This is a genomic window from Paenibacillus eucommiae (genome assembly GCF_017874215.1).
In the GTDB taxonomy this organism is placed as follows: domain Bacteria; phylum Bacillota; class Bacilli; order Paenibacillales; family NBRC-103111; genus Paenibacillus_AI; species Paenibacillus_AI eucommiae.
On record NZ_JAGGLB010000008.1, the window covers coordinates 195,475 to 218,165 of the forward strand.

The following is a 22,691-nucleotide window of genomic DNA, read 5'->3' on the forward strand; positions in this document are numbered from 1 at the left end:
ATTTGCGGAATTTTAAGATGAATGTATACAAAGAACCAACTAAGTGTCATCAGGGATAATAAGGAAGCACCTTTTGCCCCCATAAAGCAGTACGTAAATCGCAGGCCCACTGAGCTTAAAAACCGATGCGATTACGGCAGCTTAATTAAGGGAAAGGAAGGTGTTTTTAGTTATGTATGGAAAAGTAAAAAGTGCATGTCTGCTTGGCATAGAAGGACAAATTATCGAAGTGGAGGTCGACATTTCGAATGGACTCCCTCAGGTCAATTTGGTAGGACTCCCCGATTCCGCTGTACGCGAATCCGTAGAAAGGGTCAGAGCAGCGATAAAAAATTGCAGCTTTAAATTTCCAATGAACCGCATAACGGTTAACCTGGCGCCAGCCGATTTGCGAAAAGAGGGCTCTTCCTTTGATCTTGCTATTGCTGCCGCCATTTTGGGCACAAGCGGACAGGTAAGCTTTGAGGAGCTTGAGCACACGCTACTTCTAGGGGAGCTGGCCTTGGACGGATCCTTGCGCCCTGTTCCCGGTATTCTTTCCATGGTATTCGCAGCCAAGCAGTCAGGGCTCACCAAAGTTATCGTCCCTGCTCAAAATGCTGCTGAAGCAAGTCTCCTGAATCATATGAAGGTTTATGCCATTAACAATTTGATGGAGCTTGGAAAGCTTGCTCACATGGACAATGAGTTAAATCGACATATAGTTAATGGCATTAATAATAAACCGCATAAATCAACAAAAAACGACACACAGTCCGATTCTCTCATCGAAGATTTTGCCGATGTCAGCGGACAGCATCAGGTCAAAAGAGCTATGATGATTGCCGCTGCCGGTCAACATAATATTCTCCTCATTGGGCCACCAGGCACAGGGAAAACGATGCTAATTCGGCGTATGCCTACAATTCTTGCGCCTATGTCAGATCATGAAGCCCTTGAAGTAACGAAAATTTACAGCGCCTCAGGCAAGCTGAGCGACAGATCTACACTCATGCGTACCCGTCCTTTCCGTTCGCCGCATCATACCATTTCTTCAGCAGCTTTGGTTGGAGGAGGCACTAACCCTAAGCCTGGAGAAGTAAGTCTTGCTCATCATGGCGTGTTGTTTCTTGACGAGCTTCCTGAATTTTCGCGTGCCGCGCTCGAAGTGCTCCGCCAGCCCATCGAAGACCGCAGCGTCACCATCGGCAGGGCGAGAGCCATTTGCACCTTCCCTTCAAATTTCCTGCTTGCAGCGGCTATGAACCCTTGTCCGTGCGGATTTCTTGGTGCTGATTCTGACACAAATCCATGTACATGCGGTCCTCTTAAAATTCAAAAGTACCGCTCCAAGCTGTCAGGTCCCCTCCTCGACAGAATTGACCTGCATGTTGAGGTTCCTAAACCTAGCTATACACAGCTTAAAGAACAATCCCACTATTTATCTTCAGCAGAAATGTTAGAGAAGGTGCTAGAAGCCCAAAAAAGACAAAAGATGCGCTATCTCGGGATGAATATTCAAAGCAACAAGGAGCTAAGCGGCAAGCTTCTGCGCACCCTATGCAAGCTAAACGAGGAATGCGAAGCGATCCTGAGTGCTTCCTTTGAGAAAATGGGCTTAAGCGTGCGTGCCCATGACCGGATTCTTAGACTGGCCCGCACGATTGCCGATCTTGAAAATTGTGATCATATCGAAGCCGGGCATTTGGCGGAAGCGATTCAATATCGCAATTTGGATAAAAGTAATATTTGATTTATGAGAAGAACACCTTGCCGTTTTCTTTGAGGAGCGTGGTCGAAACTAGGGAGCGTTGCGAGAGGGGATGGCTGTGGGCTCCAGCCGCTGTTAAAGATTTGTTCCCTTGAATGGAATGGATGAGGAGGTAGGAACAAATCTTTAAAGGCGGACGCTACCGCTCTTCCACCCACAGCCATTCCCTCTTCTCATCTACAATCGCTCGAACCACACGAACCACACGAACGCCAAGCTCAAAGGGATAGCCATTGGAGGAAATTTCCTGGCGGGCAAGGGCGCGCTGGGATGAAGATACTTGCGCATCTGAGAAGGATCTGCTATTTTTAACGATGATTTTCATCGTTAAAAGTAGCAGTCGTCTTCACATTCTTACTTTAACAATGAAAAACATCGTTAAATCCCTGTTATCCACCCCGAGGGGGTCATCTGAACTATTTTAACGATGAAAATCATCATTAACGCGACTCATTGACCTGGAAACCCTTGCTTTAACGATGAAACATCGTTAAGTGAAGCACACGCTCAGAAAAAAGGAGCCTTAGAAGGCTCCTTTAATATGCTCCAGCACGGGCTCACCCCCGTGATTAAATAAAATCGAAATCACGTCAAAACGGATAGTCTCCTCGTACTTACGATATTGGTGTACGTAATACTCTGCTATTCCTCTGACCTTCTGTTGCTTGCGCCTATTCACAGACTCCTGGGCCGTTCCGTACCTGCCTTCTGTGCTCCTGCTTCGCACTTCAACAAATACAAGTATCCCTTCCATTTCAGCGATAATATCGATCTCTCCACGCCGGCACCGCCAATTGCGATCTCGTATGGTATACCCCAGATTGTGGAGATAAGCTTCAGCGTATTCCTCACCACTTGCTCCGACTTCTCTTCTGTCCATTATAAATGGCCGCTCCCACGTCCCATTCTGTTATCTGAACGATAAATAAAGCTGAGCACTTCAGCCACTAGCTCATAAAGCTCAGAAGGGATTTCCTGCTCCAAATCCAGCTTGGAAAGCACCTCGACCAGTGAAGCGTCCTGTTGTATAGGAATGCCATTCTCTTCTGCTGTCTGAAGAATCGACTCAGCGACCCTTCCCTTCCCCTTGGCAATCAGCTGAGGAGCGTTCGATTTCTCGGGTGCATACCTTAAAGCCACTGCTTTTTTCATAGGTGTTGAGGGTTCCTTCATATCCGATAATCAACCCCCTTGTAAGGCTTTGGCTCATACATCGATTTCAGGTCCACCTTGGCACCATCAGACTGGCCTGGCTGTCCGTTACGGTTAGAGTCGCTTTCCTTTGCTGCAGTTAACTGCGGATAAGGCATGCATTTCAGTGAAAAAAATTGATATCCCACTTTGGCCAGGGAGGCCGCTATCTCTTCTCTCGAGCCCTCAATTAATTCGCCGATTAAAGGATGATCATTATGAACCTGAAGACTGACGATCTTGTTGACGACTTGAACATCGACTAACGTATTCCCCATGGCTTTCATATGCAGATCAAATAACAGCCTGCAGTTGCTCGCATCCACTTCGCCGCGCTTCCCTTTGCGGGACTGGATATGTACGGCCGCAGATTGCTGTCCGCTGCCATCCAGAAAAGGGACAAAAAGAGTGACATGAGAGAACATAGAATTACGATCCGTGGACAGCAAAAGCTGCTGTCCCGTTATTTGCTGTAAAGCCTGTTGAGACAACTCTTTCAAGGGAGCAGGCAAATCGTCAGTTGTCGAAAGCTGCAGCAGCAGGCTCTTAAGTGTCTCTGTGGCAGGTCTGTCCGCGCCGTCGATTAAATTATCCTGCGAAAAAGCAAGCTGTGCCGCATTTTCCTTGCTGCTATGCAACTGCAGCCCTCTGGATAGCTGATGCTCATGCTCAACGCCAAAGCTCTTCAGCAGCTTGCCAATCCAGTTTGACTCGCTTTCCTGCTGCGCGGCAGGCCTCGCACCATGCTCTGCAGCCTGCTGCGCTCCGCTGGGCGCTGCGGGCGGAGTAGCGCCCGCCCCTTCCGCCTGCGCCCGCACAGGCGCAGCAGAGCCCGCAGCCGCTGCCGCAGGCTGCTCCCTTGGCGAACCCGCCCGTTGCGGTTCGCCTCCGGCCTCAGGCTCAGCGCCCTGCGCCTGAGCCGCGCCCGCCTCGCCCATCGCTGCGCGAGCGGCACCGGTAGCGGCGGGCGCCTGGGCCCCCACGGCCGGCTTCGCCAGGCCTGCGGCGGCCCGTTCTGCCTCGGCGCGCTGTGCCGCCGGGGTGGCCCCTGCAGCTTCGCCTGGCGAAGCTGTTAGCCTTGCGTCAGCAGGCGCTGCTGCGCCGCTGCCAGGCCCTTGTGGCGTCCCCCCGGTGGCGGACGCCTTGGCAGGGTCGCCCGCTTGCGCAGCGGCGGGCGTAGAGGCCGTAGCTGTCGCCTGCTCGGGCGGCCGGGCGGTCCAGGCTGCTGCAGCGGAAGCCCGCAGCTGTGTGATCACAGAAAGCAGCTGCGTCAGTGTGGCAGCTGCTTTCTGTGAGGGCTGCTCCTTGAGCACCGAAGCTGCTTGCTGCTCCAAGCTCTCTAGCACATCGCCAACTGGCGGGCCAGCAGTGGCCTGGCGCAGCGCTGCTACTGTTTCCATCGTCAAAGGCAGATTCCGTTTAAAGGCGAGAACAGCAGCCTGCGTCCATTCCTGTTTATTCACTCCAGCAGGCACAGCACTCTGAAGAGCTGCGAAAGTCTTAACCGTTTCCTTCGTTAACGGCACCCCTTCCTGCTGAATCTGCTGCAGCATCTGGCGATTTTGCGGAATATCTTTAAGCCCGAATGATTTCAGCAGGTCTTTCATCGACTCCTCTGCAATTTGTACATCAGAGCTTATTAATGGTTTCAGCACGACCTGTGAACCGTTTGACTCCGGCTGAACCTGAAGCATCGCTATATCACCTTGCATAAGCGGAGTTTCCAGCTTCGCCCTAACCTGTACTCCGCCTATATTAATAAGTGCATCCTGATCGCTTAAAAGCTGTAAAACCAACCCCTTAACTATCTGACCTACTTTCAGCTCAAGTGTTTTCGAATCTGAAGCTTGCAATTCTCCCATGAGACTGCGGATCAACCCGCTGACGTTCATACCCGCTCACCTCTAGTCTTCTATACCAACATGTATGTATATGTATAATATCGGTTACTCCATCGGCTTTCATTATAATAATTCCAGTTCCATCTGCTCGCAGCCCGCCATCACATTACGAATAAAAAGCTTGCGGTGAAGTGGTGTAGGACCGTGCCGCTGCAGCATGTCCCTATGCCGTTTCGTCGCATATCCCTTATGTACACCGATGCCATACTCCGGATAAAGTTCATCCCATTCTATACACATACGGTCTCTGGTCACTTTTGCGATAATAGAAGCGGCAGCGATGGATTGACTTACAGCATCTCCATGTATAATGGACATTTGGGGCAGCTCTATATCTATTTTTTCTGCATCGACAAGCAGGTATTCCGGTAGTATCTCCAGCTTGTGAACAGCTTGCTTCATCGCCAAACGGGCCGCTTGCTTAATATTGATAGCTTCGATAGTATCCACATCAACAATGCCAATCCCTACTGCAACAGCTTCCTGCATAATAAGTTCAAAGAGCAGCTCTCTCTTTTTCTCTGATAGTTTTTTAGAATCATTTACATCCTCCAGGACAAGCCCATACGGCATAATTACAGCGGCGGCCACAACATCTCCAAACAAGCAGCCTCTACCCACCTCATCAATCCCAGCAACGAGGGTGCAGCCTTGGTCCCAAAGATTTTTTTCGTACATCAGCATAGCTTTTCCTCCACTCCCCTCGTTTTCATTATAAAGGATAATGCCCTCTAGCATCCACTCCGCTTTTCAAAAGACCGGAATGTTGATTCCATGATTCATATATTTCAATCCTTTATGCCAAAAAAACCGCCTCTGCAATCAAACAGATAGCGGCTCTGATATGGATTTTGTATCGTCTACTTTTAGCAAACAGGTACTCAGTAATGCTTCACCATTTCACTGGTTAATCTTTAGACCTGCCCTGGCTTTTCCAGGCTTATACGGCCTATCTTGCCTGCTCGGAGATCGCGCAAAATAATAAGCGATGCTTTGTCCAGATCAATCCGGCCTCCGCTTACAACCGCTCCCCGCTTGCGTCCAACAGCTTCCAGGACCTCCAGAACTTCATTCGGGTTTTCCAAATCTGTCGGCAGATTGTCGATCCCGAATCGTTCCTTCAAAGCATCCGGATAATGCTCTATTAAATACTTCATCGCAAAAAAAGCAATTTCATCCACATGTAAAAGCTCTTCTTTAATCGCTCCGGTTACCGCAAGTCTATATCCTACGAGCTGATCCTCAAATTTTGGCCATAAAATACCGGGAGTATCCAGCAAATCAAGCTCTGTTCCGACCTTAATCCATTGCTGTCCTTTGGTAATACCCGGCTTGTCGCCGGTGGCAGCAATTTTTTTGCCTGCTAATTGATTGATCAGCGTCGATTTTCCGACATTTGGAATGCCTACGATCAGACCGCGGATTGCTCTTGGATTGATACCTTTACGAATTTGCGTGGCGATTTTATCCGCGAATAACTCCTTCGCCCTTGGCAAAATGTCTTTCACATGGCTTCCTGTTGACGCATCAATCGGCAATGCTTTAAGTCCTTTATCAGCAAAATACCGGACCCATTCTGCAGTAATATGAGGATCTGCCAAATCATGCTTGTTAAGCAGCACCATTCTTGGTTTACCTTGTAGAATCTCATCTATCATAGGGTTTCTGCTGGAAAGTGGTATTCTGGCATCAAGCAGCTCAATGACTACATCTATCAGTTTAAGCTTGTCCTCAATTTGCCTTCTGGCTCTCGTCATATGTCCGGGAAACCATTGTATCGTCATTTCTTCACCTCAAGTTATGCATGCGACTGTTATTTAAAATGCACCAAGCTTATTTTACTCATCGGCCAGAATATTAAATCCGCGCGGCCTACAATTTCCTTGTAAGGTACGAAGCCTACAGAAGGATCACGACTATCTCTGCTGTTGGATCTGTTATCCCCCATTGCAAAAATACTGCCTTCAGGTACCGTAGTTTCCGGGAAATTCGCCAATGTATTATAGGATCTTCCCTCTTTGGCTGCCTGTTCAAGCGCTTCTTTTAAATAGGTCTGCTCGATTTCCTGGCCATTAATATATATTTTGTCGCCCTCGACCTTTACAGTTTCACCCGGGAGTGCAACGACACGCTTTATGTAATCCTTTCCTTCGGGAGCGTGAAAAACAACGACCTCACCGCGCTTAGGCTTACGGATATCATACAGTATTTTATTCACGATGAGCCGCTCGCTCGTATAAAAATTCGGCTCCATCGAAGGGCCTTCCACAATAAACGGCGCAAATACAAACCATCGGATGACAAAAACAAGTACACCTGCAATCAGTAAAGCTTTTGCCCACTCCCAAACCTCGTTCTTCACTGTTTTTGACTTGTCTGCTGCCCCAGCATCGGACGTATTTATGTATGGTTCCTTCGGATCGCTATGTTCCATTATGTATGCCTCTTTTCCAATTGGAATTAGAAACTTGTGGGCTCGAAGCGGAAACGAAAAGGAGACTTGCTGAACAAGCCTCCCCGGTTTCTTATCGAATCTCTTGAATTCTTGCTGCTTTCCCACGAAGACCGCGTAGGTAATAAAGTTTCGCGCGACGAACTTTACCGCGACGAGCTACTTCAATCCTCTCGATTTTCGGAGAATGCACCGGAAATGTTCTTTCCACACCTACACCGTAAGAAATTTTACGTACGGTAAACGTTTCGCTGATACCTCCGCCTTGGCGTTTAATAACAACACCTTCGAACAATTGGATCCGCTCACGAGTTCCCTCAATAACTTTTACGTTAACTTTCAGTGTGTCACCGGGACGAAACTTAGGAATATCCGTACGGAGCTGTTCCTTTGTAATCTCATAAATTAAATTCATGTCTAACTTCCTCCTTCCACTCAGGTGTTCATTCCGCTCTGCCTTGAAGCTAATCTTAGTTGAATGCGTAGAGGACCACCAGATTCATGCGTTTAAAAATACACAACAGAATATACTTTACCATACATCGGACAATAACTCAATAGCAGCCAGGAAATCTGCCAAGCTTATCCCAATACTTGATTTATTTCCAAAAGTCGGTGCTTCTAATCCTAAGATAATTCGAAAAGTTTTGCAAAGAGCCTTATGAATTCTTCTTCCACGCTTCTATCCACGCTCGTTCTTCCTTTGTGAACTCACGGCCTTCCAGCAGATCAGGACGACGCTGCAGAGTGCGTAGCAATGACTGCTTTCTTCGCCATGTATTCACATTCTCATGATGACCGGATATTAGCACATCAGGAACGTCCCATTCCCGAAACTGGGCAGGTCTTGTGTAATGAGGATATTCCAGCAGGCCTGTGCTGAATGAGTCGGTTACAGCTGAAAGCTCGTTGCCAAGCACACCTGGCAGCAGCCTTACCACGCTATCAATAACGACCATAGCCGGAAGCTCGCCACCGGTAAGGACATAATCGCCAATGGAAAGCTCATCCGTCACTAAATACTCACGAATACGCTCATCGTAGCCTTCATAATGGCCGCAAATAAAAACAAGGTGCTCTTCACCTGAAAGCTCTTCGGCTTTCTTCTGTGAATATGGCTCCCCCTGTGGACACATCAGAATAACTCTCGGCTTAACCTCAGCGTCAGGTGGCAGCAAATCCTCCACTGCAGCAAAAATCGGCTCTGGCTTAAGCACCATACCACCCCCGCCGCCGTAAGGGTAATCATCCACCGTATTGTGCTTATTGTTCGAGTAATCGCGAAAATTTACGGTATGTAAATCTACAATCCCTTTCGCCCGTGCCTTCCCCAAAATACTGGAGGAGAATACCCCATCGAACATCTCAGGAAAAAGCGTCAGCACGTCGATTCTCATTCCTCCAGCAGTCCTTCCATCAAGTGAACCCGTACCGTTTTGCCCGTTACATCGACGTCAAGCAGCACTTCGTCAATAATTGGAAGCAGCAGCTGCTTCTTATTGGGGCGGGTTACGACCCACACATCATTTGCTCCAGGAGTTAAGATTTCTGAGATGAACCCCAGTTCAAGTCCTTCGTCCGTAACTACCTTGCAGCCTAGAATTTCATGATAATAATATTCGCCTTCATCTAGAGGCTCCTGAAATTTTGCTTCTATTTTCAACAAGGATCCCTTGTATTTTTCCACCTGATTAATATTATCATACTGTTCAAATTTCACGATATACATGTTTTTATGTGTACGTGCCGATTGCACCGTCACCTGAGTTTGTTTATTGTCGGGGTCAAGGATGATCAGCGAATTTCCCGCATCAAAGCGCTCAGGGAAATCCGTCTCAGAGAGAATTTTGAGCTCGCCGCGAATGCCGTGGGTATTGACAATCTTTCCTATCGTATACAGCTTTTCCGTCATCATTCAATAAGAGCCTCCCCAGCTACGAAAATGATACAAAATAACCCCAAAAAGTGAAGTTTAGCTTTGCAGCCTTGTCCATTTCCTTTTTGGGGAGTCCCTTAGCGGGATTAAGATACAATTTCTACGGTGACCCGCTTTGTTTCTTTCACTGCTGCAGACGTAATGACCGTCCGAAGCGACTTTGCAATTCGACCCTGCTTGCCGATTACCTTGCCGACGTCGTCGGGATGCACAGAAAGCCGGTACTCGAACTTATCGTCTTTCTCCGTGACACTCACACGTACCTCATCCGGATGATCAACAAGAGCCTTAGCAATAACGGTGATAAGATCCTTCATGATGAAACCACCCTCCGAAGATAACAGATTACTTCTGTTGTCTCAGCTCGTGAAACTTAGTCATCAAACCTGCTTTGCTGAACAGACTGCGAACGGTATCGGAAGGCTGAGCTCCAGATTGAAGCCATTTCAGCGCTTTCTCTTCATCAAGAGTTACTGCTGCAGGGTTAGTAATCGGGTTATAAGTTCCGATTTCTTCAATAAAACGTCCGTCACGCGGGGAACGGGAATCCGATACAACCACACGATAGAACGGGGCTTTGTGAGCACCGATACGCTTAAGACGAATACGTACTGCCATGAAAAATCACCTCCTATTTAGAATAAAAACATATAGCTAAATGCTTTAGGCAAAAATTTGGGTTCAAAAGGCTTGCTTGCCATGTACCTGATTAAAAAGGGAACTTCATGCCTTTACCCAGCTTCTTCAGGTTGTTTTTGCCGCCTTTATTGCCCATCATGCCTGAGAACTGCTTCATCATCTTGCGCATATCCTCGAATTGCTTGATAAAGCGATTGACTTCCTGAATCGAGTTGCCGCTTCCCAGTGCAATTCGCTTGCGGCGGTTTGCATTGAGCAGCTCCGGCTTCCGCTTTTCTTCGGTGGTCATCGATTTCACGATGGCTTCAACCTTGCCCATCTGCTTGTCGTCAACCTTCATATCCTTCATACCTTTGATCTTATTCGCGCCCGGCAGCATCTCTAGAATTTGATCCAGTGGTCCAAGCTTCTTTACCTGCTCCATTTGCTCAAGGAAATCCTCAAAGGTAAATTCGTTGTTGCGCATCTTGCGTTCCATCTCTTTGGCCTTATCGGCATCAATGCCCGACTGTGCCTTCTCGATCAGGGAAAGCATATCGCCCATGCCGAGAATCCGCGATGCCATCCGGTCTGGGAAGAAAGGCTCCAGTCCATCCAGCTTTTCACCTGTTGCCGCGAACTTGATCGGACAACCCGTTACCGCTTTTACGGATAAAGCCGCACCACCGCGCGTATCCCCATCCAGCTTCGTTAGAACAACGCCGGTAAGCTCCAATTGCTTATGAAAGCTTTCCGCAACGTTAACCGCATCTTGCCCTGTCATACTATCGACGACGAGCAGTATCTCATCCGGCTCAATATCCGCCCTGATGTTCTTCAGCTCGTCCATCAAGCTCTCATCAATGTGAAGACGTCCAGCCGTATCGATAATGACATAATCGCTGCCATTATCCTTGGCATGCTGCACACCAGCCTTGGCAATTTCCACAGGACTGACTTTATCACCCATCGTGAACACAGGCACATTCAACTGTTCGCCAAGCACCTGAAGCTGCTTGATCGCGGCAGGACGGTAAATGTCCGCTGCTACCATCAAAGGACGATGATTCTGCTTTTGCAGCAGCTTAGCGAGCTTGCCTGAGGTCGTTGTTTTACCGGCTCCTTGCAAGCCAACCATCATAATGATGGTCGGAGGACGATTGGATCTGGCGAGCTTGCTTTGTGTACCGCCCATTAGTGCAGTCAGTTCTTTGTTCACAATGTCAATGACAACCATGCCCGGGGTAAAGCTCTTCATTACTTCCTGCCCGATAGCCTGCGTCTTAACCTTTGCAACGAAATCCTTGACTACCTTGAAGTTAACGTCCGCTTCAAGAAGAGCAAGTCGAACCTCACGAAGCGCTTCATTCACATCTTCTTCCGAAAGCTTCCCTTTGCCTCTCAGCTTACCGAACACATTCTGCAAACGGCTTGCCAATCCTTCAAATGCCATGAGATTCACCTTCTTTCGTGAGAACACTAAGCCCCTAATTTGTATATTAATCTATACGGATCATTGTATCAAAAATAATATTCATTTGCCTCTTAAGCTCTGGCTCACATGTTTGCAGCAAAGCAATAAGCTCCTCATGAAGCTTGGCCCGCTGTTCGTGCTTGCTTAAAAGCTGCAGCTTGCTCTCATAATCCTGAAGTGTCTGCTCAGCCCGTTTAATATGCTCATAGACAGCCTGCCTGCTAATCTCGAAATTCTCGGCAATTTCGCCGAGCGAATAGTCATCATGCACATACAATTTCAAGAAAGTTCTCTGTTTATCCGTCAAAAGCGGCTCATAGAAATCCATCAGCAGATTGATCCGGTTGGTTTTCTCCAGCAGCTGATCCTCTTGCATGACGCCACCCCCGTAAAGGTAAAATGCTTGACAGCAGCACAACCTTCCTTATCATACTGAATCCCGGGCATGATGTCAAGGCTTTTACCTTGTCAGCTGATACTTTTACCTCACCGGTGTAATTTCCCGCTTATTCTTTGGCGTTTGCCACCCATTTACCGAATAAAGCATGCACAAACTGCTCCGAATCAAAAGCTTGCAGATCATCCATCTGCTCGCCTAATCCCACGAACTTCACAGGCAGTTGGAGCTCTTGGCGGATCGCCACAACGATTCCACCCTTTGCTGTCCCATCCAGCTTCGTCAACACGAGCCCTGTTAAGCCAGCTTTATCACCAAACAGCTTCGCTTGGCTTAACGCATTTTGACCTGTCGTTGCATCAAGCACGAGCAAAGCTTCGTGTGGAGCATCCGGAACCTCGCGCTGAATGACACGGTAAATTTTATTCAGTTCTTCCATGAGGTTTGCTTTGTTCTGCAAGCGTCCAGCCGTGTCACAGAGCAGAATATCACTGCCGCGTGTTTTCGCAGCCTGAAGCGCATCAAACATTACAGCCGCCGGATCCGCTCCAGACTGCTGCTTGATAACATCGACACCAACGCGCTGCCCCCAAGTCTCAAGCTGCTCAATAGCCCCTGCACGAAAAGTATCACCCGCTGCCATCAGCACCTTTTTGCCTTGCGACTTAAACATATGGGCCATTTTACCAATGGTCGTCGTCTTGCCGACACCGTTAACGCCGACAAACAAAATAACTGTCAAGCCTTCTTTGGCCATGTGAAGCCCAGCTCCGGCATCCCCTTTGAGTAAATCGATCAATTTCTCTGATAAAATCGGCTGCAGCTCATTAGGCTCCTCGATTTTGCGCTTCTTCACCTCAGCGCGAAGCTCCTCAATCAGCTTCAAAACCGTATTGACACCAACATCAGCGCCAATCAGAATTTCTTCCAGCTCCTCATAGAAATCCTCATCAATTTTTTTGCGGCGGCTGAACAAATCATCCACGCGATCCACGAAGGCATCTCTTGTCTTGGCCAGACCTTCCTTAAATTTACTCGTTACCGCCTCTGCTTTGCTGGAAATGCTCTCTTTTAACCTTTTAAAAAAACTCATTTTCTTCCTCCTAAAGTTGCACTTTAAACGATCTTCGTCAGCATAAGCTGACTGTTAGGCAGATACAACGGCTTCCTCATCTTCCAGTCTTACGGATACAAGCTTAGACACGCCGCCTTCCTCCATCGTAACGCCATAGAGCACATCGGCTTCTTCCATTGTGCCTTTACGATGAGTCACGACTATAAACTGGGTGCTCTCCGAAAATTCTCTTAAATATTCAGCAAAACGGGATACATTGGCTTCATCCAGCGCAGCTTCCACTTCATCCAAAACGCAAAAGGGGACAGGCTTCACACGGATAATCGAGAACAAAAGAGCAATCGCCGTCAACGCCCGCTCCCCGCCGGATAGCAGCTGGAGATTTTGCAGTTTTTTGCCAGGCGGCTGAGCTACAATTTCGATTCCTGTATCGAGCAGGTTTTCCGGCTCCGACAAAATCAAATCTGCGCGGCCCCCTCCAAACAGCTTGGAGAATACATGTCCAAAATGGGAGCGAATCGCATCAAAGGTCGTTTTAAAACGTTTCGACATCTCAATATCCATTTCGCGGATAACCTGATACAGCGTTGTTTTCGCCTCAATCAGATCATTCTTTTGGCCGCTGAGAAATTCATAACGTTCCGAAACACGCTCAAATTCCTCAACGGCAAGCAGATTGACTACGCCAAGCGAAGCAATTTCCCGCTTGAATTCGCGGACGCGATTTTGCGTTCCCGGCACATCATCCGGCACTGGATAGCGTTCCTTGGCAAGCTCATAACCGAGATCATATTCCTCAGAAAGCTTTTTCAGCAAATTTTCCAGCTCAACATCAAGCCTGGTAACGCGCACCTCGGTTTGATGCAGTTGCTCCTCGACCTGCTTAAGCTGCGTCCGCTGCGTCCGGGTTTCGTTTTCTTCCATATCCAGCTTATGCTGCCATTCTGCACGTTCAGCGCGTTTATACTCCATTTTCTCGGTACAGTTCTGCTTTTTGAGTTTAAGATCGTTTAGTTGTTCAATTTGCTGTGTGCTTTCCTGTTCATGAGAGCCCATATGCCGCTCCAGCTGCTGGAGCAGCTCACGATTCCCAGTCAGTTCCACTTCGGTATCGCTAAAATCTTGCTGCAAGCGGCGCTGCTGATCGAGCAATGACTGCTTCTCTTGGGTAACGGAAGCTACCTTCACTTTAAGATCAGTCAGCTGGGTTTGCAGTTCCTCCTTCTCGGACTCGCTTGCCTTCCGGAAAATTTCCGCATCCCGAATAGCAAGCTGTAGTGAAGCTTCTTCCTGCTTTTGCAGCTCAAGAGCTTGCTCAGCCTCCTGCTTCTTTTTCATAAAATCGGCTTTTTCCTGCAGCAAAGAATCCAAATCCTGACTATCCATCATCAGATGCTCTTCCACATTACGGCTTTCTGCTTCCAGCGGATTCAGCTCGGCACGGAGCTGCTGCTCCTCGATACGCTTCTGCTCCCCTTCTTGGCGAAGCTTCTCAACGTTAAGCATATCTTCAGCAATATCGCGCTTCATTTGGCTTGCTTTACCCTTAAGTACTTCCAGTTGATCGCTTGATGCTGTAATTTCCAGCTTCAGCTCATCAATTTGCCGCTGGCGGCTAAGTAAACCCACTGCTTTCTTTTGCAAGCTTCCCCCAGTCATGGATCCACCAGGGTTCACTACATCACCTTCGAGGGTTACAATCCGGTAACGGTACTGCCCCTTGGCAGCAATATGATTGGCATTCTCCAAATTATCGGCAATAATCACATTGCCCAGTAGGCTGGAGAAGATCGCTTGGTATTCCGGCGTGAATTCAATCAGGTCGACAGCAACGCCAACAAACCCTGAGGTTGATTTCAGTATACTGCGTTCTCCGTCTGCTATCGATCTGCCTTTGATGACATTCATCGGCAGGAAGGTAGCACGTCCAAGCTGACGTCTCTTCAAGAAAGAGATAGCCTCGCGCCCATCCGCCTCTGTTTCCACGACAACATTCTGTAAAGCGCCACCAAGCGCTGTTTCAATGGCCAGCTCTATGTCTGCAGGTACTTTCAGCAGCTCTGCAACGGCTCCGCGAATTCCACGCAGATCCGTCCGTTTTTTCGCTTTTAACACTTCTTTTACACCGTGCATAAAACCATCATAGTCATCGGCCATCTCAACCATAGTATCGCGGCGAGAAGTGAGCGCATCGATTTTCTGCTCCCACTTACGCAGCATGCCCTGGGCCTCTTCAAGCAGAGTTTGCTTGCTCTTTAATCCTTGCGTGAGCTGGGTGTAACGGTTCCTGATCGTTTCGATCTGGGTTACGGTTTCATTCAGCTTACTGCTAAGCTCCTGCTGACGAATTACAATATGTGATTGCTGATCCGCCCACTTTCGTCTCTCCTCAGTAAGCCTTTCAAGCCTCCGGGTTAAGCTTTCTGTTTGCTGCTCCGAATAACGAATCTCGTTTCGCGACTGAGCCATCCGATTTAAGGTTTCCAATAATTCAGACTTAAGCTCATCCTCCAACGCAGAGTTCGTGCCCCCACTCACACCAAGCAGACGCTCCTCCTCCGCAGCCAGCTTAGCTTGATACTCGAACAGCTGAGCGCCGATTTGAATCATTTTTTCCTTTTGTTGAGCAAGCTCGGCTTCTTTATCTGCTTTACGCTGCTGTTGAACGGCGATCGTTTGGGTCAACTGCTGACGGTTCGCTGCGAAATTCTTTTTCCGCTCCTTCAGAACCTCGCCAAGCCCCTCACATTTCTCAAATTCCTCACTCAGCACAAGCAAATCGCGCTGCAGCTTCTCCAGCTCTTCTTCCAGCTTCCGGGTTTCCATCCGGTGTTTCTCCAAATGCGAATCATGCTGATTGACGATAGTCCCCAGCTCTGTCTGCTGCTTCTGCTGTTCATCTAGCTTTTGCTTCGTTTCCGTCCAAGACGCATATATTTGATCAATTTGGTGTACATACATGGCAATTTCACTGCTTTTAAGCTCTTCTTTAAGCTCCTTGAAGCGGTTCGCCTTGATAGACTGCTCTTTTAAAGGTGCGATTTGATCCTCAAGCTCCGAAACCAGATCATGAATGCGCAGCAAATTCTGCTCCGTATCATTCAGCTTTCTCTCCGTCTCGCGCTTACGTGATTTATATTTAACAATCCCGGAGGCCTCTTCGAAAATACCCCGGCGATCTTCGGATTTCGTGCTTAGAATTTCCTCGATTCGGCCTTGTCCAATAATAGAATAAGCTTCTTTGCCTATTCCGGTATCCATAAATAATTCGGTAATATCTTTAAGCCTGCAGGCCTGTTTGTTGATTAAGTATTCACTGTCGCCATTACGATGTACTCTTCTAGTTACTGTGACTTCACTAAAATCCAGCGGCAGTGTCTGGGAGCTATTATCCAGCGTAAGTGAAACCTCTCCATAGTTTACAGCCTTGCGTGCATCGCTTCCAGCAAAGATAACATCCTCCATCTTCCCGCCGCGCAGCGATTTAGCGCTTTGTTCACCGAGCACCCAACGGATCCCGTCGGAAATGTTGCTTTTACCGCTACCGTTCGGACCTACGACTGCGGTTATCCCTCGCACAAATTCAAGCTCCGTCCGGTCTGCGAAGGACTTAAACCCGGATAATTCAATCCGTTTCAAAAACATACTCTCACCTCAAAGCCTATTGTACCATAATCCCGCCCAAAAATAGGAGAAAAAATAATCACAAATGCGCCCCTTAAAGTCAGAAGGTTCTAACTATTCACCATGAGAAAACCGTCTTTCGGCGTCCTTTGATGTGCGTGTTCGTGACGTTGGAGCATGGAGGGAGGGAATGGCTGTGGGCTCCAGCCGCTGTTAAAGATTTGTTCCCTTGAATGGAATGGATGGGGGCTTCGAACAAATCTTAAAGGCCGGCGCTTCCGCTCTTCCGCCCACACTCCAGACATTCACAAAAAAGAAGACAGCCTATAGTAGGACTGTCCCCTTATTAAGATTCAAATGGAGCTTCGTTTCTTTCACATCCTACCGATAGCTGCTATTCAATCCCAAGAATGCAGTAATATCAGTAACTGTATCTAGATCCAGTGACCCGTGCTGCTTACTTCCGCGGTTGTTGTTTTCTGTTTTCACATCAGCGTCAACATCAGCTTTCAGCCCTAAATCTAAGGAAGAGCTGCTTTCTTCATGATTACGTCCGCTGCGATTGTTGCTCTCCGTTTTCACTTCAGCATCAACGTTAGTGTCTAATTTCAAGGACTGGGAACTGGTGTTCTTGTCGCTATTATATCCACGTTCATTGTTTCTTTCTACCTTCACATCAGCGTCAACATCAGCTTTCAGCCCTAAATCTAAGGAAGAGCTGCTTTCTTCATGATTACGTCTGCTTCGATTGTCGCTCTCCGTTTTCGTATCAGCGTTAACGTTAGTTTCTAATTTCAAGGATTGGGAACTGGTGTTCTTATCGCTATTATATCCACGATCATTGTTACTTTCTACCTTCACATCAGCGTCAACATCAGCTTTCAGCCCTAAATCTAAGGAAGAGCTGCTTTCTTCATGATTACGTCCGCTGCGATTGTTGCTCTCCGTTTTCGCTTCAGCTTTAACTTCAGTGCCCAATTCCAGGGCGTGAGAGCTAGTGTTCCCATTGTTATTTTGATCACTTTCACTATTGCCTTCTGCTTTCACATAAGCATTAACATTAGTGCTCAAACCTAAATCTAGAGAACTGTCGTTTCTAACACTGTCAAGTCCTGTGTCGCCCTTGCTTTCTGCTTTCAAGCTGACATCTATGCCTGCTCCTAAGTCATCATTATTATTGCTTTGGCTATGGTTACTACTATTCTGAGCGGCTAGGTCCGCGTGGATGCTAATATCCAGACCCAGGCCAAGCGAGCTTTCGGAATTTTCTCGACTCGAACTGGAATGATTCAATATTCCTCCCAAAGCATCAGTAATACCAATATTCGAATTGCCGATATGATCTCTGGCATCCGCTGAACTAACATCCGACACTGCAAACAATCCTACCAACAAACCACCTGAGATTACCGACAGCTTCACTAATTTTTTCATGTTTTTCATTTGATATACACTCCTTCTCATTTTAAAATCTAGTTTGAAAAGCTTTCTGTTGAGAGAAGAAGGTATGTTTAGGTGGTTGTCCAGGTGGTGCATGCGACCATTGATCCGAGCCGAGAAGATTGAAATCAGCAAAACGAATACCTAGCATTTTAATGAGCTCATACCGTTATCGGAAATGCCCAACTGAAGCTTGCTACTTCCTCCCGAATCCTGCGACCCTCCATGCTGTTGGCTTGGCAACGGATTGTACAATTGTCCGCTCCATTGCATAATTGCTTTGGGAACATAATCAGGAAGCTTCTTGGGTACATGCGGCTCTGACAAATCTGGATTTTTCGTGTTACTTACAATCATTGCCGACTGATTAATTGGCTTTTTAATGGATTCAATCGATTCATCTGTCTTTATAACTCCGCTGTACATTTCGTGTACTTCAATAGTTCTTGCTGCATCCGTTTTAGCTTCAGCTTTTTCCGGTTCAATTCTAATCGGTTTTTCTTGTTTCGGCTGTTCTGCTTTTGATTCTTTCTTTTTCATATCCGGCTTTTCATATTTATCTGGTGCAAACTCTGGTTTATTTGTCTGGGCGTCCTTGTCATCGACTTCAGGAGGAACTGCGACCACTGGCTTCTCCGCTTCAATTTCAGGGTTAGGATTTGAGATGACTGGTGTTTCCAGTTTAATCTCAGGCACCTTTACCTCGACTACGGGTGTTTCCACCTTAATCTCGGGTACTTCGATCTTAACTATAGGTGTTTCCAGTTTAACCACAGGTACATTCACCGTAATCGCAGGTGTCTCTACTTTAAGCTCTGGAACCTCTATTTGAAGAATGGGTGCTTCGACCTTGACCTCTGGAAGAGAGATAGCAGGTGTTTCAACATGAACCATCGGCAAATCAATTTGCACTACCGGGAGCTTCACTTCCTCCAGGGATAGCTTGACATGAAATGATGACGAGTCAACTGTTTCCGACTGAGCTTCTGACTGGCTTACCTGAAGAGGCAGCAAATCAATCAGCTTGGCCTCGGCCTTTTGCGGAATACATAGCAGCAGCAATAAGATCATAAAGAACATACACACTTCAGCAACATATAAAAGAAATCGGGAATGGCCAGGCCTTTCTCGCCGGTTCACTGTATCACCTCCCTTCCAGTATCTTCTACCCTATTGAACGGGCTTTGAAAAGATATGGATGACTATGAGGTGGTAAAAGGGACTAATTACCTATATTCCTCTCATAAAAAGCACAAAAAAAGAGCAGATCGCTCTGCCCTTCTCACTTTTCATTTATTGTTGCTGGTTATTGTTGACGAACTGCTACATTTAGCTTCGCTAAAGCTTCTGAGGCAGCCTGCTGCTCTGCTTCCTTCTTGGAGCGGCCCGTTCCCTTACCCAGCAGTTGATCTTCTATAAACACTTCGGCAATAAATTCCCGCTCATGAGCCGGCCCTCGTTCATCCACGATTCGGTACTCAATTACACCCAGATTGTTCTGCTGAGTATGTTCCTGTAATTGTGTCTTGTAGTCATGGATTAACAGCTTGCCTTCACTGGAAATTTGTACGAATACATAGCGGTTCAAAAATGTTTTGACAACTTCCAAGCCTTGGTCTAAATAAAGAGCACCGATGAAGGATTCAAAAACATCTGCCAGCAAAGCCGGTCGAAAACGGCCACCCGTCAATTCTTCACCTTTACCCAAAAATACATAGGCACCAAAATCAAGGTTCTCAGCAAAAGTGACCAACGAAGGCTCACAAACAATAGAAGCTCTTAGCTTCGTTAATTCACCTTCCGAACGGTTCGGATAAGTAAAATACAAAAACTCCGAAACTGTAAGTTCCAAAACTGCATCTCCAAGAAATTCAAGGCGCTCATTATCCTTATATCCAGCAATACGGTGCTCATTCACATAAGACGAGTGAGTGAAAGCCTGCTTAAGCAGGTCAAGCTTGCGAAATTTAATGCCTATTGTGTTCTGAAGCTCCTTAATATCCCGATTCATTGGCTATCATCACCGCCCGAAGAATGATCCATGCGTGTCTTCCTGCTTAGGAACGAATTATGCTTCAAATTTCTTTAGAATAATGGTTGCATTATGTCCGCCAAAACCGAAGGAATTCGACATTACCATATCCACCTGAGTTGCACGAGGTACGTTCGGTACGTAATCGAGGTCACATTCCGGATCCTGATTAACCAGATTAATGGTTGGTGGGATCAAATCATTTTTGATGGTCAGACTGCAAATTACGGCCTCAACGCCTCCAGCAGCTCCAAGCAGGTGACCCGTCATCGACTTGGTAGAGCTCACAGCCAGCTTGTAGGCGTGATCTCCAAATGCTCTCTTAATGGCTGTAGTTTCCGAGCGGTCTCCAACCGGAGTTGAGGTTCCATGAGCATTGATATAATCAATCGCTTCGGCAGTTATCCCAGCATCTTTTAGGGCTTTTGCCATACAGCGCGCAGCTCCATCCGGATCTGGCTCTGTCATATGGTAAGCGTCACCACTCATCCCGTAGCCAATTACTTCAGCGTAGATACGTGCTCCGCGATTTTGTGCATGCTCCAGCGATTCCAGAATAAGAACACCCGCTCCTTCACCCATGACGAAACCATCACGATCGGTATCAAAAGGGCGGCTTGCCTTCTCGGGCTCCTCATTGCGAGTTGACATCGCCCGCAGCGCACAGAAGCCAGCAACACCAGTTGGGGAAATCGTAGCTTCAGCGCCGCCACAAATCATGACGTCAGCATCCCCGTACTTGATCATTTTAAAAGATTCCCCGATTGAATGTGTGCCTGATGCACAAGCAGTCACCGAAGTCGTATTAGGACCTTTGGCGCCTGTGATCATGGAAATTTGTCCAGACCCCATGTTTGCTATCATCATCGGTATAAAGAACGGACTTACTCTTTTAGGACCCTTTTCCAATAAAATGCGATGCTGCTCTTCCCATGTGGTTAGACCGCCGATACCCGATCCTACATGAACGCCAACACGCTCCGGATCCGTATCTGTCTTCACATTTAAATTCGCATCTTTAAGGGCATCTATACTTGCCGCCACGGCAAATTGTACATAACGATCCATACGACGTGCTTCTTTTTTATCGGCATATTTATCTAAATTAAAGTTTTTGATCTCCGCGGCGATTCGTGTCGGGTATTCGGTTACATCGAAGCTCTCTATCATGCCGACCCCGGATTTCCCAGCAATCAAATTAGCCCAAAAAGTCTCAACATCTTGACCAAGGGAAGTGACTACCCCCAAGCCTGTAATTACGACTCTATTCACGTTTAACCACCTCTATATCGAAAGCATTAGTATCATTCATTGTAAAGACATAATAAAAATGGAGAGAAGCCCCGCCTTTTACAAGAACGGGACTTGATAGACTGTTACGTATGAGATGATATGTATTTCACAACTTCTCCTACAGTAGTAATCTTCTCAGCATCTTCATCAGAAATTTCCAAATCAAATTCATCCTCTAATTCCATAACTAATTCTACTACGTCGAGAGAATCAGCTCCTAAATCATCTTTGAAAGATGCTTCGAGGGTGACTTCAGACTCTTCAACCCCTAGACGATCGACTACAATTCGTTTTACACGATCCAATACGTCGGACATCCGGTTCACCTCCTCCTAGGTATTATACGAGAATCTTGGACAGATTGCCAGTGCTTTTACATGTACATGCCGCCATCGACATGAAGTGTCTGTCCTGTCATGTAAGAAGCATCGTCAGAAGCCAGGAATCTCACGGCTTTTGCAATATCCTCCGGCTGACCAAGCCGCTCCATCGGTATCGATTTGAGCAGCTGATCCCGGGTATCGCCAGTCAGTTTGTCGGTCATATCGGTCTCGATAAATCCAGGCGCTACTGCATTGACGGTAATTCCACGGGTTGCCAGTTCTTTGGCTGCCGATTTCGTCAGGCCGATTACTCCTGCCTTAGCCGCCACATAGTTGGCTTGACCCGGGTTGCCCAGAACGCCAACAACCGAAGAGATATTAATGATCCGGCCAGAGCGCTGCTTCATCATGGGACGTGTAACTGCTTTGAGGCAGTTGAATACACCCTTCAGATTGGTGGCGATTACTTGGTCGAACTCATCTTCCTTCATTCTCATAATTAGATTGTCTCTCGTTATCCCGGCATTATTCACCAGAATATCGATTTTCCCAAAAGCTTCAATCGTCTGCTTGACCAAATCTTCCGCTTCCTGGAAGCTGGAGACGTCAGCCCGGCATTTAATCGCCTTACGGCCTAACGCTTCGATCTCGGCCACTACCTTACCTGCGGCTTCCTCGCTGCCAGCGTAATTGACAACGACGTCAGCGCCTGCCTCAGCAAGCTGTAAAGCGATAGCACGGCCAATACCTCTGGACGCTCCTGTTACAAGTGCAACTTTACCATTAAGCATGATTGTCCTCCTTAAAGTTTCGCACAGGCAAAACTTACTTCGAAAGCACTGCAGCGTCTCGCATAAGCAAAACGGATTTCATCACTAAAAAATTGCGATTTTTGTGCATTCATTGTCCATCCAGCCTTAATAGGGTTCATTTTCTGCGAATCTGTAACCAGTGGTCCAGAAGCTCTCAAAAAATGTACAACCCGTGGCAATTAAATTGAGATTAGAGATTAACCTCGCTACAGAATCGAAACTGCCTTGGTCACGACCATAGTGCCTTAGCTACTTTAACTTTTAACTACCTTGCTACTACCTTAACTGTTTTAACTAGCTTTGATAGATGGAATGCAGTCGCTAAAGGGCCTAAGCAAGCCTCGATAGCAGAAATGCAGCCATTATAGAGCCT

The 22,691-nt window shown here is 47.3% G+C and carries 23 protein-coding genes; 1 reads left to right on the top strand and 22 read right to left on the bottom strand.

Features of this window, described 5'->3' with window-relative positions; genetic code table 11:
* The first annotated feature begins 172 nt into the window (after positions 1–172).
* On the top strand, positions 173–1,732 hold the full coding sequence (locus tag J2Z66_RS14275; RefSeq protein ID WP_209972107.1) for a YifB family Mg chelatase-like AAA ATPase: 1,560 nt from the start codon (positions 173–175) through the stop codon (positions 1,730–1,732).
* A 157-nt stretch (positions 1,733–1,889) separates the two neighbouring features.
* Here the strand turns inward: J2Z66_RS14275 and J2Z66_RS14280 are convergent, their stop codons facing one another.
* The 22 genes from J2Z66_RS14280 to fabG all read right to left on the bottom strand — a co-directional run bounded on the left by J2Z66_RS14280 (position 1,890) and on the right by fabG (position 22,297).
* Entirely contained in the window at positions 1,890–2,075 is a 186-nt protein-coding gene (locus tag J2Z66_RS14280) for a hypothetical protein (RefSeq protein ID WP_209972108.1), read from the bottom strand.
* Between the two features lie 198 nt (positions 2,076–2,273).
* On the bottom strand, positions 2,274–2,630 hold the full coding sequence (locus J2Z66_RS14285; protein WP_209972109.1) for a YraN family protein: 357 nt from the start codon (positions 2,628–2,630) through the stop codon (positions 2,274–2,276).
* A complete protein-coding gene (locus J2Z66_RS14290) occupies positions 2,630–2,923 on the bottom strand; it encodes an EscU/YscU/HrcU family type III secretion system export apparatus switch protein (RefSeq protein ID WP_209972110.1) in 294 nt (97 codons plus the stop codon). The genes J2Z66_RS14285 and J2Z66_RS14290 overlap by 1 nt, the downstream gene beginning before the upstream one ends.
* On the bottom strand, positions 2,920–4,833 hold the full coding sequence (locus tag J2Z66_RS14295) for a TP0910 N-terminal domain-containing protein (protein ID WP_209972111.1): 1,914 nt from the start codon (positions 4,831–4,833) through the stop codon (positions 2,920–2,922). Before J2Z66_RS14295 ends, J2Z66_RS14290 begins: the two co-directional genes overlap by 4 nt.
* Before the next feature lie 72 nt (positions 4,834–4,905).
* Positions 4,906–5,580, bottom strand: a complete 675-nt coding sequence (gene rnhB / locus J2Z66_RS14300) for a ribonuclease HII (protein WP_209972112.1) — start codon at positions 5,578–5,580, stop codon at positions 4,906–4,908.
* Between the two features lie 176 nt (positions 5,581–5,756).
* Entirely contained in the window at positions 5,757–6,626 is an 870-nt protein-coding gene (gene ylqF, locus J2Z66_RS14305; RefSeq protein WP_209972113.1) for a ribosome biogenesis GTPase YlqF, read from the bottom strand.
* 29 nt (positions 6,627–6,655) lie between these two features.
* Positions 6,656–7,276: a signal peptidase I gene (lepB, locus tag J2Z66_RS14310; protein ID WP_209972114.1), complete on the bottom strand. Its 621-nt coding sequence runs from the start codon at positions 7,274–7,276 to the stop codon at positions 6,656–6,658.
* Positions 7,277–7,367: 91 nt separating this feature from the next.
* Positions 7,368–7,709: a 50S ribosomal protein L19 gene (gene rplS / locus J2Z66_RS14315; protein WP_209972115.1), complete on the bottom strand. Its 342-nt coding sequence runs from the start codon at positions 7,707–7,709 to the stop codon at positions 7,368–7,370.
* A gap of 244 nt (positions 7,710–7,953) precedes the next feature.
* The gene (trmD, locus tag J2Z66_RS14320) at positions 7,954–8,691 is read right to left on the bottom strand and encodes a tRNA (guanosine(37)-N1)-methyltransferase TrmD (protein ID WP_209972116.1); all 738 of its coding nucleotides are present in this window, start codon (positions 8,689–8,691) and stop codon (positions 7,954–7,956) included.
* Positions 8,688–9,206 (bottom strand): ribosome maturation factor RimM, encoded by a 519-nt coding sequence (gene rimM / locus J2Z66_RS14325; RefSeq protein ID WP_209972204.1) that lies wholly within the window; start codon positions 9,204–9,206, stop codon positions 8,688–8,690. Before rimM ends, trmD begins: the two co-directional genes overlap by 4 nt.
* Positions 9,207–9,316: 110 nt before the next feature.
* Positions 9,317–9,547 (bottom strand): KH domain-containing protein, encoded by a 231-nt coding sequence (locus J2Z66_RS14330; RefSeq protein WP_209972117.1) that lies wholly within the window; start codon positions 9,545–9,547, stop codon positions 9,317–9,319.
* A 28-nt stretch (positions 9,548–9,575) separates the two neighbouring features.
* On the bottom strand, positions 9,576–9,848 hold the full coding sequence (gene rpsP / locus J2Z66_RS14335) for a 30S ribosomal protein S16 (RefSeq protein ID WP_209972118.1): 273 nt from the start codon (positions 9,846–9,848) through the stop codon (positions 9,576–9,578).
* Positions 9,849–9,939: 91 nt separating this feature from the next.
* The gene (gene ffh, locus J2Z66_RS14340; RefSeq protein ID WP_209972119.1) at positions 9,940–11,301 is read right to left on the bottom strand and encodes a signal recognition particle protein; all 1,362 of its coding nucleotides are present in this window, start codon (positions 11,299–11,301) and stop codon (positions 9,940–9,942) included.
* A 46-nt stretch (positions 11,302–11,347) separates the two neighbouring features.
* A complete protein-coding gene (ylxM, locus tag J2Z66_RS14345) occupies positions 11,348–11,698 on the bottom strand; it encodes a YlxM family DNA-binding protein (protein WP_209972120.1) in 351 nt (116 codons plus the stop codon).
* 130 nt (positions 11,699–11,828) lie between these two features.
* Entirely contained in the window at positions 11,829–12,812 is a 984-nt protein-coding gene (gene ftsY / locus J2Z66_RS14350; RefSeq protein WP_209972121.1) for a signal recognition particle-docking protein FtsY, read from the bottom strand.
* 54 nt (positions 12,813–12,866) lie between these two features.
* Complete coding sequence (smc, locus tag J2Z66_RS14355; protein ID WP_209972122.1) at positions 12,867–16,439, bottom strand: chromosome segregation protein SMC; 3,573 nt, start codon at positions 16,437–16,439, stop codon at positions 12,867–12,869.
* Positions 16,440–16,799: 360 nt separating this feature from the next.
* On the bottom strand, positions 16,800–17,861 hold the full coding sequence (locus tag J2Z66_RS14360) for a hypothetical protein (RefSeq protein WP_209972123.1): 1,062 nt from the start codon (positions 17,859–17,861) through the stop codon (positions 16,800–16,802).
* 141 nt (positions 17,862–18,002) lie between these two features.
* Positions 18,003–18,998 (bottom strand): hypothetical protein, encoded by a 996-nt coding sequence (locus J2Z66_RS14365; RefSeq protein ID WP_209972124.1) that lies wholly within the window; start codon positions 18,996–18,998, stop codon positions 18,003–18,005.
* A gap of 166 nt (positions 18,999–19,164) precedes the next feature.
* Positions 19,165–19,869 (bottom strand): ribonuclease III, encoded by a 705-nt coding sequence (rnc, locus tag J2Z66_RS14370; RefSeq protein ID WP_209972125.1) that lies wholly within the window; start codon positions 19,867–19,869, stop codon positions 19,165–19,167.
* Positions 19,870–19,926: 57 nt separating this feature from the next.
* Positions 19,927–21,162 carry a beta-ketoacyl-ACP synthase II gene (gene fabF / locus J2Z66_RS14375; protein WP_209972126.1) on the bottom strand — a complete coding sequence of 412 codons (1,236 nt, stop codon included), beginning with the start codon at positions 21,160–21,162 and terminating at the stop codon, positions 19,927–19,929.
* Positions 21,163–21,266: 104 nt separating this feature from the next.
* On the bottom strand, positions 21,267–21,500 hold the full coding sequence (locus J2Z66_RS14380) for an acyl carrier protein (RefSeq protein WP_209972127.1): 234 nt from the start codon (positions 21,498–21,500) through the stop codon (positions 21,267–21,269).
* 56 nt (positions 21,501–21,556) lie between these two features.
* Positions 21,557–22,297, bottom strand: a complete 741-nt coding sequence (gene fabG, locus J2Z66_RS14385; protein ID WP_209972128.1) for a 3-oxoacyl-[acyl-carrier-protein] reductase — start codon at positions 22,295–22,297, stop codon at positions 21,557–21,559.
* Between the last annotated feature and the right edge of the window lie 394 nt (positions 22,298–22,691).

Coding starts and splice junctions, on each gene's coding strand:
- rimM (WP_209972204.1), bottom strand. CDS start 9,206: ATGACGGAAAAGCTGTATACGATAGGAAAGATTGTCAATACCCACGGC.
- rnc (WP_209972125.1), bottom strand. CDS start 19,869: ATGAATCGGGATATTAAGGAGCTTCAGAACACAATAGGCATTAAATTT.
- J2Z66_RS14360 (WP_209972123.1), bottom strand. CDS start 17,861: ATGAAAAACATGAAAAAATTAGTGAAGCTGTCGGTAATCTCAGGTGGT.
- J2Z66_RS14280 (WP_209972108.1), bottom strand. CDS start 2,075: ATGAAAATCATCGTTAAAAATAGCAGATCCTTCTCAGATGCGCAAGTA.
- J2Z66_RS14330 (WP_209972117.1), bottom strand. CDS start 9,547: ATGAAGGATCTTATCACCGTTATTGCTAAGGCTCTTGTTGATCATCCG.
- J2Z66_RS14290 (WP_209972110.1), bottom strand. CDS start 2,923: ATGAAGGAACCCTCAACACCTATGAAAAAAGCAGTGGCTTTAAGGTAT.
- smc (WP_209972122.1), bottom strand. CDS start 16,439: ATGTTTTTGAAACGGATTGAATTATCCGGGTTTAAGTCCTTCGCAGAC.
- ffh (WP_209972119.1), bottom strand. CDS start 11,301: ATGGCATTTGAAGGATTGGCAAGCCGTTTGCAGAATGTGTTCGGTAAG.
- rpsP (WP_209972118.1), bottom strand. CDS start 9,848: ATGGCAGTACGTATTCGTCTTAAGCGTATCGGTGCTCACAAAGCCCCG.
- ylxM (WP_209972120.1), bottom strand. CDS start 11,698: ATGCAAGAGGATCAGCTGCTGGAGAAAACCAACCGGATCAATCTGCTG.
- ylqF (WP_209972113.1), bottom strand. CDS start 6,626: ATGACGATACAATGGTTTCCCGGACATATGACGAGAGCCAGAAGGCAA.
- J2Z66_RS14285 (WP_209972109.1), bottom strand. CDS start 2,630: ATGGACAGAAGAGAAGTCGGAGCAAGTGGTGAGGAATACGCTGAAGCT.
- ftsY (WP_209972121.1), bottom strand. CDS start 12,812: ATGAGTTTTTTTAAAAGGTTAAAAGAGAGCATTTCCAGCAAAGCAGAG.
- J2Z66_RS14380 (WP_209972127.1), bottom strand. CDS start 21,500: ATGTCCGACGTATTGGATCGTGTAAAACGAATTGTAGTCGATCGTCTA.
- J2Z66_RS14275 (WP_209972107.1), top strand. CDS start 173: ATGTATGGAAAAGTAAAAAGTGCATGTCTGCTTGGCATAGAAGGACAA.
- lepB (WP_209972114.1), bottom strand. CDS start 7,276: ATGGAACATAGCGATCCGAAGGAACCATACATAAATACGTCCGATGCT.
- J2Z66_RS14295 (WP_209972111.1), bottom strand. CDS start 4,833: ATGAACGTCAGCGGGTTGATCCGCAGTCTCATGGGAGAATTGCAAGCT.
- rplS (WP_209972115.1), bottom strand. CDS start 7,709: ATGAATTTAATTTATGAGATTACAAAGGAACAGCTCCGTACGGATATT.
- fabG (WP_209972128.1), bottom strand. CDS start 22,297: ATGCTTAATGGTAAAGTTGCACTTGTAACAGGAGCGTCCAGAGGTATT.
- trmD (WP_209972116.1), bottom strand. CDS start 8,691: ATGAGAATCGACGTGCTGACGCTTTTTCCTGAGATGTTCGATGGGGTA.
- rnhB (WP_209972112.1), bottom strand. CDS start 5,580: ATGCTAGAGGGCATTATCCTTTATAATGAAAACGAGGGGAGTGGAGGA.